General features: G+C 65.9%; 16 protein-coding genes. 1 reads left to right on the top strand and 15 read right to left on the bottom strand.

Annotated features, from left to right (window positions below; translation table 11 throughout):
- Window positions 1-115: 115 nt before the first annotated feature.
- Window positions 116-619 carry a methylated-DNA--[protein]-cysteine S-methyltransferase gene (locus EDF39_RS16465; protein WP_123944797.1) on the top strand — a complete coding sequence of 168 codons (504 nt, stop codon included), beginning with the start codon at window positions 116-118 and terminating at the stop codon, window positions 617-619.
- An 84-nt stretch (window positions 620-703) separates the two neighbouring features.
- Here EDF39_RS16465 and EDF39_RS16460 read toward each other — a convergent pair whose 3' ends face one another.
- From EDF39_RS16460 to rho, 15 genes are all read right to left on the bottom strand, one after another.
- Complete coding sequence (locus EDF39_RS16460; RefSeq protein ID WP_123944795.1) at window positions 704-1,462, bottom strand: YaaA family protein; 759 nt, start codon at window positions 1,460-1,462, stop codon at window positions 704-706.
- Between the two features lie 150 nt (window positions 1,463-1,612).
- A complete protein-coding gene (locus EDF39_RS16455; protein WP_055958533.1) occupies window positions 1,613-1,873 on the bottom strand; it encodes a F0F1 ATP synthase subunit epsilon in 261 nt (86 codons plus the stop codon).
- Window positions 1,874-1,875: 2 nt separating this feature from the next.
- Window positions 1,876-3,336 (bottom strand): F0F1 ATP synthase subunit beta, encoded by a 1,461-nt coding sequence (atpD, locus tag EDF39_RS16450; RefSeq protein WP_055958535.1) that lies wholly within the window; start codon window positions 3,334-3,336, stop codon window positions 1,876-1,878.
- Window positions 3,337-3,371: 35 nt separating this feature from the next.
- Window positions 3,372-4,271: a F0F1 ATP synthase subunit gamma gene (locus tag EDF39_RS16445; RefSeq protein WP_123944793.1), complete on the bottom strand. Its 900-nt coding sequence runs from the start codon at window positions 4,269-4,271 to the stop codon at window positions 3,372-3,374.
- Window positions 4,272-4,314: 43 nt separating this feature from the next.
- Window positions 4,315-5,949, bottom strand: a complete 1,635-nt coding sequence (gene atpA, locus EDF39_RS16440) for a F0F1 ATP synthase subunit alpha (RefSeq protein ID WP_055958542.1) — start codon at window positions 5,947-5,949, stop codon at window positions 4,315-4,317.
- A gap of 105 nt (window positions 5,950-6,054) precedes the next feature.
- Complete coding sequence (locus EDF39_RS16435) at window positions 6,055-6,849, bottom strand: F0F1 ATP synthase subunit delta (protein WP_123944791.1); 795 nt, start codon at window positions 6,847-6,849, stop codon at window positions 6,055-6,057.
- 2 nt (window positions 6,850-6,851) lie between these two features.
- On the bottom strand, window positions 6,852-7,406 hold the full coding sequence (locus EDF39_RS16430) for a F0F1 ATP synthase subunit B (RefSeq protein ID WP_123944789.1): 555 nt from the start codon (window positions 7,404-7,406) through the stop codon (window positions 6,852-6,854).
- Window positions 7,407-7,415: 9 nt separating this feature from the next.
- On the bottom strand, window positions 7,416-7,658 hold the full coding sequence (gene atpE / locus EDF39_RS16425; RefSeq protein ID WP_123944787.1) for an ATP synthase F0 subunit C: 243 nt from the start codon (window positions 7,656-7,658) through the stop codon (window positions 7,416-7,418).
- 48 nt (window positions 7,659-7,706) lie between these two features.
- Window positions 7,707-8,507: a F0F1 ATP synthase subunit A gene (gene atpB, locus EDF39_RS16420; protein ID WP_370275202.1), complete on the bottom strand. Its 801-nt coding sequence runs from the start codon at window positions 8,505-8,507 to the stop codon at window positions 7,707-7,709.
- Window positions 8,508-8,759: 252 nt separating this feature from the next.
- Window positions 8,760-9,218 (bottom strand): hypothetical protein, encoded by a 459-nt coding sequence (locus tag EDF39_RS16415; RefSeq protein ID WP_199726233.1) that lies wholly within the window; start codon window positions 9,216-9,218, stop codon window positions 8,760-8,762.
- Entirely contained in the window at window positions 9,215-10,663 is a 1,449-nt protein-coding gene (locus tag EDF39_RS16410) for an MraY family glycosyltransferase (RefSeq protein WP_233573177.1), read from the bottom strand. The genes EDF39_RS16415 and EDF39_RS16410 overlap by 4 nt, the downstream gene beginning before the upstream one ends.
- 10 nt (window positions 10,664-10,673) lie before the next feature.
- A complete protein-coding gene (locus EDF39_RS16405) occupies window positions 10,674-11,351 on the bottom strand; it encodes an L-threonylcarbamoyladenylate synthase (RefSeq protein ID WP_123944783.1) in 678 nt (225 codons plus the stop codon).
- A 64-nt stretch (window positions 11,352-11,415) separates the two neighbouring features.
- Window positions 11,416-12,273 (bottom strand): peptide chain release factor N(5)-glutamine methyltransferase, encoded by an 858-nt coding sequence (gene prmC / locus EDF39_RS16400; RefSeq protein ID WP_123944781.1) that lies wholly within the window; start codon window positions 12,271-12,273, stop codon window positions 11,416-11,418.
- Window positions 12,270-13,352 carry a peptide chain release factor 1 gene (gene prfA / locus EDF39_RS16395; RefSeq protein ID WP_055958554.1) on the bottom strand — a complete coding sequence of 361 codons (1,083 nt, stop codon included), beginning with the start codon at window positions 13,350-13,352 and terminating at the stop codon, window positions 12,270-12,272. Before prfA ends, prmC begins: the two co-directional genes overlap by 4 nt.
- Before the next feature lie 2 nt (window positions 13,353-13,354).
- Window positions 13,355-15,775, bottom strand: coding sequence for a transcription termination factor Rho (rho, locus tag EDF39_RS16390; protein ID WP_199726232.1), 2,421 nt, complete (start codon window positions 15,773-15,775; stop codon window positions 13,355-13,357).
- Between the last annotated feature and the right edge of the window lie 153 nt (window positions 15,776-15,928).

The following is a 15,928-nucleotide window of genomic DNA, read 5'->3' as shown; positions in this document are numbered from 1 at the left end:
TGGGATCACGCTACCAATGGTCGACAGTCCCGGTTCTCCCGGCTCTTTCGTCGCCCCTTGTCAGGCCTGTGGAAAGCGCCCCCGCGGTTGCTGCGCTTCCTTCTAGCGTCGCCCCATGCAGAAAACACGCCTCTTTCCCACCTCCTTCGTCCGCCACGACTCCCCCGTTGGGGCCTTGGGCATCCACACCCGATCCGGCAGCATCATCCGCGTCGACATCGCCCGAGGCGGCGTCCTCCCCGGAGAGGGTCTCGACGACTGCCCCACCGCTCTCCACGACGAGGCGCGTCGGCAGTTCGACGACTACTTCGCGGGCAAGCGAGATCGATTCGACCTGCCGCTTCTGCAGATCGGCACGCCGTTTCAAGACGAGGTCTGGGGCGCACTCCTCCGCGTCGCGTGCGGTGAGACCATCAGCTACGGAGAGCTCGGCCACCGTGTGGGCCGTGAGAACGGCGCCCGTGCAGTCGGCGGCGCCATCAGTGCCAACCGCATCGCCATCCTCATCCCGTGCCACCGTGTCGTGGGTTCCGATGGTCGAATCACCGGCTACACACCCGGCGAGGGCATCGAGACGAAACGCTGGCTGCTCCGACACGAGCAGGAGGCATTCGCCTGACAGGTGCCCGGTCGCCGTGCCCACGCCGGCACGACCGTCACGAGTGTTGCGCTCTCTCGGAGAAGGTCCCGAGGATCCCGCTGGTCACCCGCGAAGGACGGACTCCGACACGATCTCGAGCTCAGCGCCCGAAGTGTCGACGACGATGCCGTCATCTCGTGCCCACCCCACGAAATCCTCGATCGACTCGAGCGAAGGGCGCGAAGCCAGGAGCCGTGCAACGAGCACGCCCTTGGTCTTCTTGTTGAAGTGGTTGAGCGCGCGCCGCCGACCGCCTTCGTCGGACACGATTCGAACGAAGGCACTGCCGGCGGGCGCCGGGCCGAGCTCGGCGTAGCCCTCACTTCGGAGGTCGATCACCGGTCTTGCGGCATCCGCCAACACCCGGGCGACTGCGCGTGACCAGTGCGCCTTGAGCGCGACTCCCGGCAGGCGCGAGTCATGAGAGAGGCGGTACGCCGGAATGGGGTCGGTCGCCCCCACCAGGCCGAAGAGGGCGGAATGAATGGCGAGGTGCTCGCCAGCCCAGGCCCATGCCTCCGGCGGAAGCTCCGACGCACCAATGGGATCGTAGGCGACTCCGGTGTACCTCTCGAGGGCCCGCAGGGTGGGTGACTTCTTCACGAGACGGTTGCGCTCGACCTCGGTCGCGAGACGAGGGCCGATCTTCAGAGCCGCCATAGTCGCCTCGGGGTCGCGGCTCAGGCGATGCAGCGCAGCCGTGACCGATCGCCGCTGCCGGTCCAGACCGGGAAAAGACAGCGCTGTGAAGTCGAGAACGGAGTCGGGTGATCCTCCGTCGCGCTTCGTCTCGGACGGGGGCAGAAGAAAGAGGAGGGGCATCAGCATCTCGAAAGCAGGCGACGACTCGCCGTCGCACAACACGTGGGCATAGGTGAGGAGACGGGGCGACCGACCCCGGACAGACGAAAGCCCGGGCGGGAAGTGCAGAGTGCACTGCCCGCCCGGGCTTTTACGGCTGGGTTGGAACGATCAGACCAGCGACGCGTTCCGGGCGACGATCGTGACCGTGTCGTTCTCCACAGAGAGGAACCCGTCTTCGGCCGTCGCCTCGACCGTGGCACCACTTGCCTGGCGGACGCGAACCTGCCCGGAAGCAAGGATCGCCAGAACCGGCTCGTGACCCGGAAGGATACCGATCTCGCCCTCGGTGGTGCGAGCCGTGACCTGCGCGGCTTCGCCCGTCCAGATCTGCTGATCCGCCGAAACGACGTTCACTGTGAGAGCGGCCATGATCAGCCGTTCTCCTTCTGGATCTGTGCCCACTTCTCTTCGACGTCAGAAATGGAACCGACGTTGAAGAATGCCTGCGTTGCGACATGGTCGAACTCGCCGTTGGCGATAGCGGTGAACGACTCGATCGTGTCTTTCAGCGGCACAGTCGAACCCTCGACACCGGTGAACTTCTTCGCCATGTAGGTGTTCTGCGAGAGGAACTGCTGGATGCGGCGCGCACGCGAAACGGTGATCTTGTCTTCTTCGGAGAGCTCGTCGACACCGAGGATCGCGATGATCTCCTGGAGCTCTTTGTTCTTCTGAAGGATCGCCTTGACGCGGATGGCCGTGTTGTAGTGGTCCTCGCCCAGGTACCGCGGGTCGAGAATGCGGCTTGTCGAAGACAGCGGGTCGACGGCCGGATAGAGACCCTGAGACGCGATTTCGCGCGACAGTTCGGTCGTTGCGTCGAGGTGAGCGAACGTCGTCGCCGGAGCCGGGTCGGTGTAGTCGTCGGCAGGAACGTAGATCGCCTGCAGAGAGGTGATCGAGTGACCGCGGGTCGAGGTGATGCGCTCCTGGAGCACACCCATCTCGTCGGCGAGGTTCGGCTGGTAACCAACGGCCGACGGCATACGGCCGAGCAGCGTGGAGACCTCGGAGCCCGCCTGCGTGAAGCGGAAAATGTTGTCGATGAAGAGCAACACGTCTTGCTTCTGCACGTCGCGGAAGTACTCCGCCATCGTCAGCGCCGACAGGGCCACGCGCAGACGCGTTCCCGGCGGCTCGTCCATCTGGCCGAAGACGAGGGCGGTCTTGTCGAAGACGCCCGCCTCTTCCATTTCCATGATGAGGTCGTTGCCCTCACGGGTGCGCTCACCGACACCGGCGAAGACCGAGACACCACCGTGATCCTGCGCAACGCGCTGGATCATCTCTTGGATGAGGACGGTCTTTCCGACGCCCGCACCGCCGAAGAGGCCGATCTTTCCACCCTGAACGTAAGGCGTGAGGAGGTCGATGACCTTGATACCGGTCTCGAACAGCTGAGTCTTCGACTCGAGCTGGTCGAACGCCGGCGGCTGACGGTGGATCGGCCAGCGCTCGGTGATCTCCACCGTCTCGCCGGGGGCACCGTTGAGGATGTCGCCGGTGACGTTGAAAACCTTGCCCTTGGTGACGTCTCCGACCGGGACCGAGATCGGTGCTCCGGTGTCGGTGACCTCCTGGCCGCGGACGAGTCCGTCGGTCGGCTTCAGGGCAATGGCGCGGACCAGGTCGTCGCCGAGGTGCTGTGCGACCTCGAGGACGAGGTCGACGTGCTGGTCACCGATGGTGATCGACGTCTTGAGCGCGTTGTAGACGCCGGGGATGGCATCGTGCGGGAACTCGATGTCGACGACAGGACCGGTGACGCGGGCGATACGCCCGACACCGGGAGCCTTGTCGGCCTCGACTGGCGCGGTGGCGATGTCAGTCATTTTTCTCTCTTCTCATTGCCTCTGTGGAAGGCAGGCTACTTGGCCGAGCTCAGGGCGTCTGCGCCGCCCACGATCTCGGAGATCTGCTGCGTGATCTCGCTCTGGCGCGCATTGTTGGCAAGACGCGTGTAGTCGCGGATCAGGGTGTCGGCGTTGTCGCTCGCGGACTTCATCGCCTTCTGGCGAGCGGCGTGCTCGGAAGCGGCCGACTGCAGCATCGCGTTGAACAGGCGACTCTCGATGTACACCGGGAGGAGCGCGTCGAGGACGCTCTCCGCATCGGGCTCGAACTCGTAGAGAGGCAGAATCGCGTTCTCTTCGGGCTCTTCGACACCCTCGACGACTTCGAGAGGCAGGAGTCGGACGACCTCGGGGGTCTGCGTCACCATGCTCACGAAGCGGTTATAGACGACGTGGATCTCGTCGACACCGCCCTCGGCCGAGTCGGTCAAGAACTTGGAGACGACGGCGTCGCCGATCTCCTTGGCCGTCGAGAACTGGGGCTGGTCGGTGTTGCCCGTCCATCCCTGCTCGGCGTCACGCTGGCGGAAGGCGAAGTAGCTGGCCGCCTTCCGACCCACGAGGTAGTAGACGACCTCCTTGCCCTGGCTCCGGAGCAACGTGGCCAACTCTTCGCCCGCCTTCAGCACATTCGACGAGAAGGCCCCGTTGAGGCCCCGGTCGGAGGTGAAGAGGACGATGGCGGCTCGGTCGATGGACTCGGGCTCGGTGGTCAGCACGTGGTCGACGTTCGAGAACGTCGCCACGGCTGACACGGCGCGGGTGACCGCACGCGAATAGGGACCGGACGCGACCATGCGCGCCTGGGCCTTCTGGATCCGCGAGGCCGAGATGAGCTCCATCGCCCGGGTGACCTTTTTGGTCGTCTGGGCAGAGCGAATGCGCTGTCGGTAGACCCGAAGTTGCGCTCCCATGTGTCTCCTGTTGGTGTCGTGTGAGGAAAAGGTCGGTCAGCCGCTAGCGCGACTTGACGATCTTCTCCTGGTTGACGTCTTCGGCGTCTGTGGCCGTGAACTCTTCGCGTCCGACCGAGGCGAGAGGCTTGCCCTCGCCGGTCTGGAACTCCTTCTTGAAGGAGTCGATCGAGGAGTCGAGCTCGGCGACGATCTCGTCGGAGAGGACGTTCTTCTCGCGAAGGGTCGTCAGGACATCGCCGTTGCGGTCGAGGTAGTCGTGCAACTCGGCCTCGAAGCGCAGGATGTCGGCGACGGGAACCTCGTCGAGCTTTCCGTTGGTACCGGCCCAGATCGAGACGACCTGCTTCTCGACGGGGAACGGCGAGTACTGGGGCTGCTTGAGCAGCTCGGTCAGGCGAGCACCACGAGCGAGCTGGCGGCGGCTGGCCTGGTCGAGGTCGGAAGCGAACATGGCGAAGGCCTCGAGCGAGCGGTACTGGGCGAGTTCGAGCTTCAGCGTGCCGGAGACCTTCTTGATCGACTTGACCTGAGCGTCACCGCCGACTCGCGAGACCGAGATTCCGACGTCGACAGCAGGGCGCTGGTTGGCGTTGAAGAGGTCGGACTGCAGGAAGATCTGGCCGTCGGTGATCGAGATCACGTTGGTCGGGATGTACGCCGAGACGTCGTTCGCCTTGGTCTCGATGATGGGAAGACCCGTCATCGAGCCGGCACCGAGCTCGTCGGACAGCTTCGCGCAACGCTCGAGCAGACGAGAGTGCAGGTAGAAGACGTCACCCGGGTATGCCTCGCGTCCCGGCGGGCGGCGAAGAAGCAGCGAAACGGCACGGTAGGCCTCAGCCTGCTTCGAAAGGTCGTCGAAGACGATGAGGACGTGCTTGCCCTCGTACATCCACTGCTGACCGATGGCCGAGCCGGTGTACGGAGCGAGGTACTTGAAGCCGGCGGGGTCGGAAGCCGGGGACGCGACGATCGTCGTGTACTCCATGGCTCCGGCATCTTCGAGGGCACCCTTGACCGATGCGATCGTGGAACCCTTCTGACCGATAGCGACATACACGCAGCGAACCTGCTTGTTGGTGTCGCCGGACTCCCAGTTGGCCTTCTGGTTGATGATCGTGTCGATCGCGATGGCCGTCTTACCGGTCTGGCGGTCACCGATGATGAGCTGACGCTGGCCACGGCCGATCGGGATCATGGCGTCGATCGCCTTGATGCCGGTCTGCATGGGCTCGTGCACCGACTTGCGCTGCATGACACCGGGAGCCTGGAGCTCGAGGGCACGACGGCCCGAGGTCTCGATCTCGCCGAGACCGTCGATCGGGTTTCCGAGCGGGTCGACGACGCGACCGAGGTAGCCCTCGCCCACGGGAACGGAGAGGACCTCACCCGTGCGAGTGACCTCCATGCCCTCTTCGATTCCGCTGAACTCGCCGAGGACGATGACACCGATCTCGTCTTCGTCAAGGTTCTGGGCGAGGCCCAGAACGCCGTTGTCGAAGCGGATGAGTTCGTTGGCCATGACGCCGGGGAGACCCTCGACGTGGGCGATACCGTCGGCGGCGTCGATGACGTGTCCGACCTCGGTTGTTGACGTCTGCGAGGGCTCGTACGCCGAGACGAAGTCTTTGAGGGCGTCGCGAATCTCATCAGGGCTGATCTTGATGTCTGCCATTGGGATTCCTTTGTCGTTATGTCTTGTCACAGTAACCGAGGCACTCGCCTCGAGTCGGTGGGTCAGCCCGCTGGTGTGTGCGGCGAGCCGTTGCGTCGGTGGTGTCTAGCCGGCCAGCTCCAGTCGGAGATCGCTGAGACGCGTCGAGACGGTCCCGTCGATGACCTCGTCGCCGACCTGCACCCGAAGTCCGCCCAGAATGGACGGGTCGATGACCAGATTGACTCTAAGGTTACGACCGAACTGCCGGGCGAGACCGGCTTCGAGTCGGGTCACTTGCTCCTGAGCGATGGGTGCTGCGCTCGTGACGACTGCCACGAGTTCATCGGACTGGTCGGCCACGATGGCGCTCGCGTTGCGGATGAGCTCGCCGATCCGGCGGCCACGAGGCTGCTGGACGAGCTGCGAGACGATCGAGATCGTCTGCTGCGAGGCCTTGCCGGCGAGGAGCCGCTCGACGAGACCCGACTTTGCGGGCCCGTCGCTCAACTTGGTGCCGACAGCCAGTTCGAGCCCGGCATCAGAGGCGACAACCTCGCCGAAGGCGAACAACTCACCCTCGATCGAAAGACCGACAGGAGCGCTCTTCGCGATCGTCCGGATGCCGGTCTCTTCGATGCCGGCGAGCAGGTCGCCATGAGACGACCAACGGCTGCCGACGATCGAGGTGAGAAGCGCACGGGCCGACTGCGTGAACTCGCCGAACACTCGATCGAGGAACGCCTTCTTGCCGACCACGTCTTCAGCCGGATCGGCCAGGTAGGCGAGAAGCTTCGAGGAGCCGCCGATGATGCGACCCGCATTGAGCAACTGCTCACCCGTGGTGAGGTCTGCCGCGTCGCCGAGGTCGGCGAGCACGCCTCGCGCGGACGCGAGTGCCTCTCTCGACATCGAACCCACGGTTACTTGCCTGCCTTCGACTGTTCGTCGGCCTCGAGGTCGGCCAGGAAGCGGTCGACGATGGCCGAGGCCTTGGCGTCGTCGCTGAGGCTCTCGCCGATGACACCGGAAGCCAGGTCGATCGCGAGCGATCCGACCTCGCTTCGCAGCGAGACCAGAGCGCTCTGACGCTCTGCCTCGATCTGAGCGGTCGCATTCGCCGTGATGCGGTCGGCATCGGTCTGCGCCTGAGCCTTCACATCGTTGGCGATGCGGGTCGCGTCGGTGCGCGCCTGCTCGCGGATCTTGGCAGCCTCGGAGCGGGCGTCGGCCAGCTGCTTGTTGTACTCCTCGAGGGCGGCAGCCGCTTCAGCCTGAGCGTTCTCGGCCTTCTTGATGCCGCCTTCGATGACCTCGGCTCGCTCGTCGAGCGTTGCCTTCATGCGAGGAAGCACGAGGCGCCAGAAGATCAGGAGGATCGCGACGAAGCAGACAGCACCCCAAACGAGGTCGGGTGTCGCGGGGAACAACGGGTTGTGTGCTTCACCCGCCGCAACGATCATTTGTGCGCTGTTCATGCGTCGTCCTTAGTTGGTGCCGGTGAAGATGAAGTACGTAGCGATACCGATGAACGCCAGTGCCTCGGTGAAGGCGATACCGATGTACATGAGCACCGTGAGGCGACCCTGCAGCTCGGGCTGGCGGGCGACCGACTCGATGGTCTTGCCGACGACGATACCGACGCCGATGGCGGGGCCGATTGCCGCGAGGCCATAACCGACCGTCGCGATGTTTCCGCTGATCTCAGCAAGAACGGTTGTTGCGTCCACGTGTGTTTCCTTCCGTGATGGCGGCTTGGGCGGATGCCCGGGCCGTTATTAGTGTTCGTCGTTCAGAGCGAGCTGAACGTAAACAGCGGTGAGCAGCGAGAAGACGTAGGCCTGAAGAACAGCCACGAGGATCTCGAACAGGGTGAAGACGAAGCCGAAGGCGATCGTGCCGATTCCGAAGAGGGCGAACAGGTTGCCCGACTCGAAGAAGAAGAACGACGTCGCCGTGAAGAAGAGGACGAGGAGAAGGTGCCCGACGACCATGTTCATCAGGAGCCGGAGAGTCAGCGTGATCGGCCGAAGCACGAACGTCGAGACGAGCTCGATCGGGAACACGATGATGTAGAGCGGCCACGGCACACCAGGCGGGAACAGCGCGTTGCGCAGGAACGTACCCGGGTGCTTCCTGAGACCCGCATAGATGAAAGCGACGTACGCGACGACTGCGAGGATCAGCGGAATGCCGATGACGGACGTGCCGGCGATGTTGAACCCGGGAATGATGCCCGTGAGGTTCATGAACAGCACCATGAAGAAGATCGTCGTCAGCAACGGAAGGAAGCGACGGCCGTCTTTCTTGCCTAGCAGATCTTCGGCGACGTTGACTCGGACGAGGTCGAGACCCATCTCGACGACGCTCTGGAAGCGACCGGGCACGAGCTTCATGCGCCGGGTGCCGATCCAGAAGATCAGGAAGAGGACGATGACGACGAAGAATCGTGCCAGCGTGATGCGGGTGATCTCGAAAGGAGTGCCCTCGAAGAGAAGGACCGACGGAAAGAATTCGTCGATCGATGGGCCCTGGAAACCTCCGCTGCTATCACTCGCTGCGGCGAGAGGATGCAACAGGGTGATGGCGTTAGCTAACAGCGCTATCTCCTGATTCGGGACGCGGACACTCGGCGCCGAACGAAACCACGGCGCGACCGACGAGCCAATTAAGACAACGCCTGTCGTGCAACAGCCCCGCCCGCCACCGCGAGACGCGGCGATGATCTGTGGGGAAGCGACCCTTCGGCACTAAACAGGCCGGGGACACGAACAAGTTCAGCCTATCAACAGATTAGCCGCCAGACGAACCATTCCGGGCCGCCACGCCGCTTATTTGTCGGAATTTGCGTCTCGTGCACCGGGAAGCTGGATGTCACTCACGTACGGCAGCCTCGATCGCATCACGACGACGACATCGACGACGAGCGAGCCGACAACGCCGGCGACCAGGGCGAAGAACAGCACGTAGCGGTCAACCCACACGGCATCTTTCAACAGCACTACCAGAACGATGAAGATGATGAACTTGAGCAGCCATCCGCCGAGCACGATGCCGAAGAACGCTCCACTGATCATGTTGCCGCCCGACGCCTTGAACGCGAGCAAAATGCTTGCGGCCGTCATTCCGGTGAAGAGCAGCGCCAGGCCGGTGCCGACCAGGGCGCCGGCCACACCGGTCGGACCCACGGTGAGGCCGCCGACGAGGCAGCCGATGACGGCGATGGCCAGAGCCAGCAACGCACCGTAGCGAAGGATCCTGGTGTAGATCCGGTTGTTCTCGGGGTTCATGCGTGCCGTTCTGTCTCGGTGGGGCGGGCTGGTTCTGCGGGCCGCGAGGCGGTGGATCCTTGGGGAGTCGAGGGCGAGGACCCGGTTGCGCTCGAGTCACGGGGCGCGTTCGCAGAGGGCTCTACGGCGCTCAGGCCGAGGGCTGATCCCGGCTTGGGCGTCCGGTGCGACGACACGGTGCCGCGCAAGCCCTCGACTGCGGAGCGCTCTTCGGCAGCCGTCGGCTTTGGCGCGCCGACCACGGAGCGACCGGCCTGATCGAGGGCGTCGAAACGCTCGACTCCCGCGTCGGCGGCGCTGGCGGAGGGGGCGCTCTGGACGGCGATCTCGACCCGCTTGCGGCGGCTGAGCGGCGACAGGGTGAGGGCCGCGCACACGACGAGCCCCACCACCATGAAGATGATCACCCAGTTCGTCGGGATCGGGAAGTAGAACAGCAGGCAGCCGATCGAGACGACGGCCGTCCAGCCGTAGAGGATCAGCACGGCGTGGAAGTGCGAGTGCCCCATGTCGAGCAGGCGGTGGTGGAGGTGCTTGCGGTCGGCGCTGAACGGGGATTTGCCGGCACTGACCCGTCGAAGCACGGCGAGGCCAAAGTCGAGCAACGGCACGATGAGGATCGCGAACGGCAGGACGATGGGGATGAACGCCGGGAGGAGCGTGCTGCGGTCGGTCGTCGTCGGGTCGATGTTGCCCGTGACCGAGATCGCACTGACGGCCATCAGAAGGCCGGTCAGGAGCGCGCCGGCGTCGCCCATGAACATGCGTGCCGGGTGCCAGTTCAGCGGGAGGAAGCCCACCGCGGCCCCGATCAGCACCGCCGACACGAGAGCTGCGAGGTTGAAGTACTCCACGCCCTCGGTGCCGCTCGCGAGGACGAAGCTGTAGATGAAGAACACACCGTTGGCGATGATCGTGACACCCGCCACCAGGCCGTCGAGACCGTCGATGAAGTTGACGGCGTTCATCACCAGGACGACGGCCAAGACGGTCAGGATCAGCGACATGTAGCTCGAACCGACCGTGCGACCGCCGATCGGCAGGGAGACGAGAGCCACGCCCTGCCAGGCCAGCACACCCGCCGCGATGATCTGGGCCGCGAGCTTGGTCATCCAGTCGAGGTCGTAGAGGTCGTCGATCACGCCGACGACCACGATGATGAACGCGGCAGCCAAGATGGCGAGGATGTGGCCGGGCTCCGAGAAGACGAGACGGAAGTAGTCGACTCCCGATATCAACGGGAAGATGAACCACGCCGACAGCAGGGCCACGACGACACCGATGAACATCGCCACTCCCCCGAGCCGAGGCGTAGGGTTCGTGTGCACGTCGCGGTCGCGGATCTTGGGGGCCAGCTTGTACTTCGTGCCGAGGCGCCAGGCGAGCACCGAGAAGGCGAAGCTGACGACGGCTGAGACGGCCGCGGCCAGCAGGTAGTACCTCATCGCGCGAGCCTCAGACGACCACGTCGTCGCCCACGACGCGACGGATCTCGTCGTCGGAGATGACCCCGTGACGGACGATGCGAAGCACCCCGTCAGCTGCGGCCGTCGCATCGACGATGGTCGACCCGCTGTTCGCCCCGGGACGGGGCTCGTACGCCGTGCCCGCCGTGCCGCCGTCGAGATAGACCTCGACGCTGTCGCCGAGCATCTCGAGGGCTTCCATTGCGCTCATGGCGGCGGGTTTGCCGGTCAGGTTCGCACTCGAGACGGCCAGCGGGCCGGTCTCTTCGAGCAGTTCGAGCAGAAGCTTGTTGTCGGGCTGACGGAGGGCGACAGTGCCCCGTGTCTCGCCGAGATCCCATGCCAGCGATGGTTGAGCGCGCAGGATCACGGTCAGCCCACCGGGCCAAAACTCGTCGAGGAGCGGTCTGATCAGATCGGGGACGCTCTCGGCGAGGGCGGCGAGGGTCTCTTGCGACTTCACGAGCACGGGTGGCGGCGACTGGCGCGTGCGGCCCTTCGCATCGAGCAGGCGCTGAACGGCCTCGGGATCGAATGCGTCGCAGGCGATGCCGTACACGGTGTCGGTCGGCACGACGACGAGCTCACCGCGCCCGAGTGCGGCGCGCGCCAAGCGCATACCGGTGAGGAGTTCTGCGTCGCTCGCGCAGTCGTAGAGGGAGGCCATGACTCACCGATTGTAGTGCGACGCCCTGAGGGGTCTCGACGCCGCGCCCGCAGGATCCGACGGCTCAGCGAGTCGCGGTCGTCGCCCGGTCGCGACGCGTCAGGTCTTCATGCGTCGCCGGTCCGCGCCAGCCGTCGTGCGCGAGCAGCTCCCGGATCGCCGCCCCCTGCTCTTCGCCATGCTCGATCACGAGCGTTCCGCCCGGCACGAGGAGTGCGAGTGCCCGCTGCGAGAGCGCCCTCACGAGGTCGAGGCCGTCTTCTCCTCCGTAGAGCGCGAGGGCCGGATCGAACAGGCGCACCTCGGGGTCGCGCGGGATCATCCCGGTCGGGATGTAGGGCGGGTTCGACACGACGACCGAGACGGTGCCGTCGAGCTCGGGGAGGGCATCGGTCATGTCGCCGAGCACGAGGGTGACGTTCGCTCCGGTCGATTCGATGTTGCGGCGCGTCCAGACGGCGGCTTCGGGCGAGAGCTCGACGGCGTACACCCGCGACCGGGGCACCTCGGTGGCCAGGGCCAGAGCGAGCGCACCGCTTCCGGTACCGAGGTCGACCGCGATCGGCGACTCGTCGGCTCGGGCGTCGAGCGCGTCGATGGCTATCTGCGCCACGCCCTCGGTCTCGGGTCGCGGGACGAACACCCCGGGGCCCACGTGCAACTCGAGTGAGCGGAACGGCGCGAGTCCGGTGAGGTGCTGGAGCGGCTCACGCTCGGCTCGGCGCGCGACAAGCTCGTCGAAGCGAAGGCCGAGAGATTCGTCGAGGACTCCCCCGGTGATCGCCTTCACCGCGACCTCGCCGCGGCCGATGTCGAGCACGTGCGCAAGCAGCAACTCGACATCGACGGCCGGGTCGGGCACGCCGCCGGCCACGAGGATCCTGCGCCCCTCGTCGAGAGCGTCAGCGATCGACCGCGTCACTCGCCCGTGTCGCCGATGTCGGCGAGTCGCGCCTCTTCGTCGGCATGGATGCACGACTCGATGACCGGCTCGAGAGCGCCGTCCATCACGGCGTCGAGGTTGTACGACTTGTAGCCGGTGCGGTGGTCGGCGATGCGGTTCTCGGGGAAGTTGTACGTGCGAATGCGCTCGGAGCGGTCCATGCCGCGGATCTGGCTCTTGCGCGCGTCGGAGGCGACCGCAGCCTGCTCCTCGGCCTGACGAGCCAGGATGCGCGCACGGAGCACCCGCATTCCGGCCTCGCGGTTCTGCAGCTGCGACTTCTCGTTCTGCATGGCCACGACGATGCCGGTCGGGAGGTGGGTGATGCGCACGGCGGAGTCGGTCGTGTTGACTGACTGGCCGCCCGGCCCCGACGAGCGGTACACGTCGATCTTGAGGTCGTTCTGGTTGATCTCGACCTCTTCGGGCTCGTCGACCTCGGGGAACACCAGCACGCCGGTGGTCGAGGTGTGGATGCGCCCCTGCGACTCGGTGGCGGGCACGCGCTGGACCCGGTGCACGCCGCCCTCGTACTTCAGGTGCGCCCAGACGCCCTGTGCCGGGTCGGAGGAATTCGACTTGATCGCCACCTGGACGTTCTTGTAGCCGCCCAGGTCGGATTCGTCGCGGTCTAGCAGCTCGGTCTTCCAGCCCTTCGACTCGGCGTAGTGCGAGTACATGCGCAGGAGGTCGGCCGCGAACAGCGCGCTCTCGGCTCCGCCCTCGCCGCCCTTGATCTCCATGATCACGTCGCGCCCGTCGTCGGGGTCGCGCGGGATCAGCAGACGGCGCAGCTTCTCTTGGGCGAGGTCGAGCGTCTCTTCGAGTGCGGGCACCTCGTCGGCAAACGCCGCGTCTTCACCCGCGAGTTCGCGCGCGGCCTCGAGGTCGTCTTCTCCCTGCTTCCACGCCGAGTAGGCAGCCACAATGCGGCTGAGCTCGGCGTAGCGGCGGTTGATCTTCTTGGCTCGGGCCGCATCCGCGTGGACTGCAGGGTCAGAGAGCTGAACCTGCAGTTCGTCGTGCTCAGCCAGTAGCACGCTTACCGACTCGAACATGATCAGTCTTCTTTGTGGCCGGTGGCCGGCACGGACTTCTGCACCTGCACCAGGAACTCGACGTTCGACTGCGTCTCTTTGAGGTTGCGCAGCACGATCTCGAGAGCCTGCTGCTGATCGAGGCCCGCGAGGGCCCGACGCAGACGCCAGGTGATCTTGACCTCATCGGGGCTGAGGAGCATCTCTTCGCGGCGGGTGCCCGATGCGTTGACATCGACGGCCGGGAAGATGCGCTTGTCGGCCAGGTGGCGCGACAGGCGGAGCTCCATGTTGCCGGTGCCCTTGAACTCCTCGAAGATCACTTCGTCCATCTTGGAGCCGGTCTCGACCAGAGCAGTGGCGAGGATTGTGAGCGATCCGCCGTTCTCGATGTTGCGAGCGGCACCGAAGAAGCGCTTCGGCGGGTAGAGCGCCGACGAGTCGACACCACCGGAGAGGATCCGGCCCGACGCCGGGGTGGCGAGGTTGTAGGCGCGCCCGAGTCGTGTGATGGAGTCGAGCAGCACGACGACGTCGTGGCCCAGCTCGACCAGGCGCTTCGCGCGCTCGATGGCGAGCTCGGCGACCGTGGTGTGGTCTTCGGCGGGGCGGTCGAAGGTCGAGGCGATGACCTCGCCCTTCACCGTGCGCTCCATGTCGGTGACCTCTTCGGGGCGCTCGTCGACCAGCACGACCATGAGGTGGACCTCGGGGTTGTTCTGGGCGATGGCATTGGCGATCGACTGCAGCACCATCGTCTTGCCGGCCTTCGGCGGCGACACGATCAGACCGCGCTGGCCCTTGCCGATCGGCGACACGAGGTCGATGATGCGGGTCGAGAGCTTCGACGACTCGGTCTCGAGACGCAGACGCTCCTGCGGGTACAACGGCGTGAGCTTGTTGAACTCGACACGCTTGGCTGCCTCGTCGATCGTCTGACCGTTGATCGAGTCGATCTTGACGATCGCGTTGTACTTCTGACGACCCTGCTGGTTGTCGCCCTCGCGCGGCTGACGAATGGCACCGACCACGGCGTCGCCCTTGCGCAGGTGGTACTTCTTGACCTGGCCGAGCGAGACGTAGACGTCGCTCGCACCGGGCAGGTAGCCCGTGGTGCGGACGAACGCGTAGTTGTCGAGGACGTCGAGGATGCCGGCGACCGGAATCAGCACGTCGTCTTCGGTGATCTCGGGCTCGAACTCGTCGTTCTGGTTGCCGCGTCCGCGCTTGCGGTCGCGCTGGCGGTTGCGCCCACGCCCGTTCTCGCTGTCGTCGCGCTGCTGCTGGGCCTGGCTGCCCTGCTGGCCGCCGCCCTGCTGACCGTTCTGCTTCTGACGGTCGTCGTCGAAGTCGCTCTGGCGGTCGGCCTCGTTGCGACGGTCGTTACCGCCGGAGGGCTGGTTGTTCGACTGCTGGGCGTTCGCCTGCTGGTTGTCGCGCTGCTGGCCGTTGCCGTTCTCGGCGACGGTCGCCTGGCCGTCGCGCTGCTGGCCGTTGCCGTTCTGACCGTTGCCGTTTTGGCCGTTGCCGTTCTGCTCGCGGTTCTGGCGGTCGCCGCGATTGCGGTTGCGACCACGACGGCCGCCGCCCTGCTGCTGCGACTGGTCGTTCTGGCCCTGCTCGTCTTTGCCGGAGTCGCCCTGCTCGGTCGGCTCGGCCGCGGAGGTGGGAGCCGCAGCGGCCTCGTCGGCTGCCGGTGCGGCGGCGTCGCGCTCGGCGCGGAGGCGGGCCTGCTCGGCACGGGTCCGGTCGGCACGCGACTGGCGCGGCGGGAGGTCGATGGTGAGCTCGGGGCGACCCGACTTCTCACCCTGCTTGTCAGCCTGCTTCTCGGCCGGCGCCTCGGTCGTGGTCTCGGGGGTGACGTCGGCGGGTGCGCCGCCCTTGTCACTCGCGCGACGGGATCCTCGGCGACGGCGGCTGCCACCCTCGCGAGGCTCCGACTGCTCCGTCGGGGTCTCGATGGGTGCAGCGGCCTCAGTCGACGCTGTCTCGGTCGCTGCGGCCTCGACCGGCGCGGCTGCGGCAGTCTCGGTCTTCGGCGTCTCGGTGGGGATCTCGAGGACGCCGGAGGCACCCTGGTTGGCGTGGGCGTCAGCGGCCTTCGGAGCGGCGGCTGCGGCCGAAGCGCGGCGCGGTGCGCGCTTGGCGCGGACCGGAGCTGCAGGCTCGGCCTCGATAGCGAGTTCGGGCTGGACGGCCTCGGCGGCAGGCGCGTCGGCGACAACGGACTGGGCGTCGTCGGCGACAGGAGCCTCGGCAACCGGCGCGGCGGCGGCGGTCTCGGCCGGCGCTGCCGCCTGCGCGGAAGCAATCGCGGCGACGAGGTCGCCCTTGCGGAGCTTCGAGATGCCGGAGATTCCGAGCGAGGAGGCGAGAGCCTGGAGCGCCGGAAGACGCAGAGCCGAGAGGTCTGCGGAGGGATCGGAGGTGATGTCGGTCACGGGGATGGTTTCCTTTCGCTCCCCCGCACAGATAGGCGGGGGTGAGCTGGCCGTGCCTTGGGCAACGGCCTGCGCAGAGGACTCTCTCCGGACGTGTACGGATGCACAGCACGGAGGCGAGATGCGCGGGGTAAGAGCACTGATTGCAGAAGC

The organism is Frondihabitans sp. PhB161, assembly GCF_003814635.1.
Lineage (GTDB): Bacteria > Actinomycetota > Actinomycetes > Actinomycetales > Microbacteriaceae > Frondihabitans.
This window is presented reverse-complemented; position numbering and strand designations above follow the sequence as displayed.

Excerpts from the sequence above, each read along its gene's own strand:
- EDF39_RS16430 (WP_123944789.1), bottom strand. The coding sequence starts at position 7,406 with ATGAACAGCGCACAAATGATCGTTGCGGCGGGTGAAGCACACAACCCG.
- EDF39_RS16415 (WP_199726233.1), bottom strand. The coding sequence starts at position 9,218 with ATGAACCCCGAGAACAACCGGATCTACACCAGGATCCTTCGCTACGGT.
- prfA (WP_055958554.1), bottom strand. The coding sequence starts at position 13,352 with ATGTTCGAGTCGGTAAGCGTGCTACTGGCTGAGCACGACGAACTGCAG.
- EDF39_RS16465 (WP_123944797.1), top strand. The coding sequence starts at position 116 with ATGCAGAAAACACGCCTCTTTCCCACCTCCTTCGTCCGCCACGACTCC.
- EDF39_RS16405 (WP_123944783.1), bottom strand. The coding sequence starts at position 11,351 with ATGGCCTCCCTCTACGACTGCGCGAGCGACGCAGAACTCCTCACCGGT.
- EDF39_RS16460 (WP_123944795.1), bottom strand. The coding sequence starts at position 1,462 with ATGCCCCTCCTCTTTCTTCTGCCCCCGTCCGAGACGAAGCGCGACGGA.
- EDF39_RS16445 (WP_123944793.1), bottom strand. The coding sequence starts at position 4,271 with ATGGGAGCGCAACTTCGGGTCTACCGACAGCGCATTCGCTCTGCCCAG.
- atpA (WP_055958542.1), bottom strand. The coding sequence starts at position 5,949 with ATGGCAGACATCAAGATCAGCCCTGATGAGATTCGCGACGCCCTCAAA.
- EDF39_RS16410 (WP_233573177.1), bottom strand. The coding sequence starts at position 10,663 with ATGAGGTACTACCTGCTGGCCGCGGCCGTCTCAGCCGTCGTCAGCTTC.
- atpD (WP_055958535.1), bottom strand. The coding sequence starts at position 3,336 with ATGACTGACATCGCCACCGCGCCAGTCGAGGCCGACAAGGCTCCCGGT.
- EDF39_RS16455 (WP_055958533.1), bottom strand. The coding sequence starts at position 1,873 with ATGGCCGCTCTCACAGTGAACGTCGTTTCGGCGGATCAGCAGATCTGG.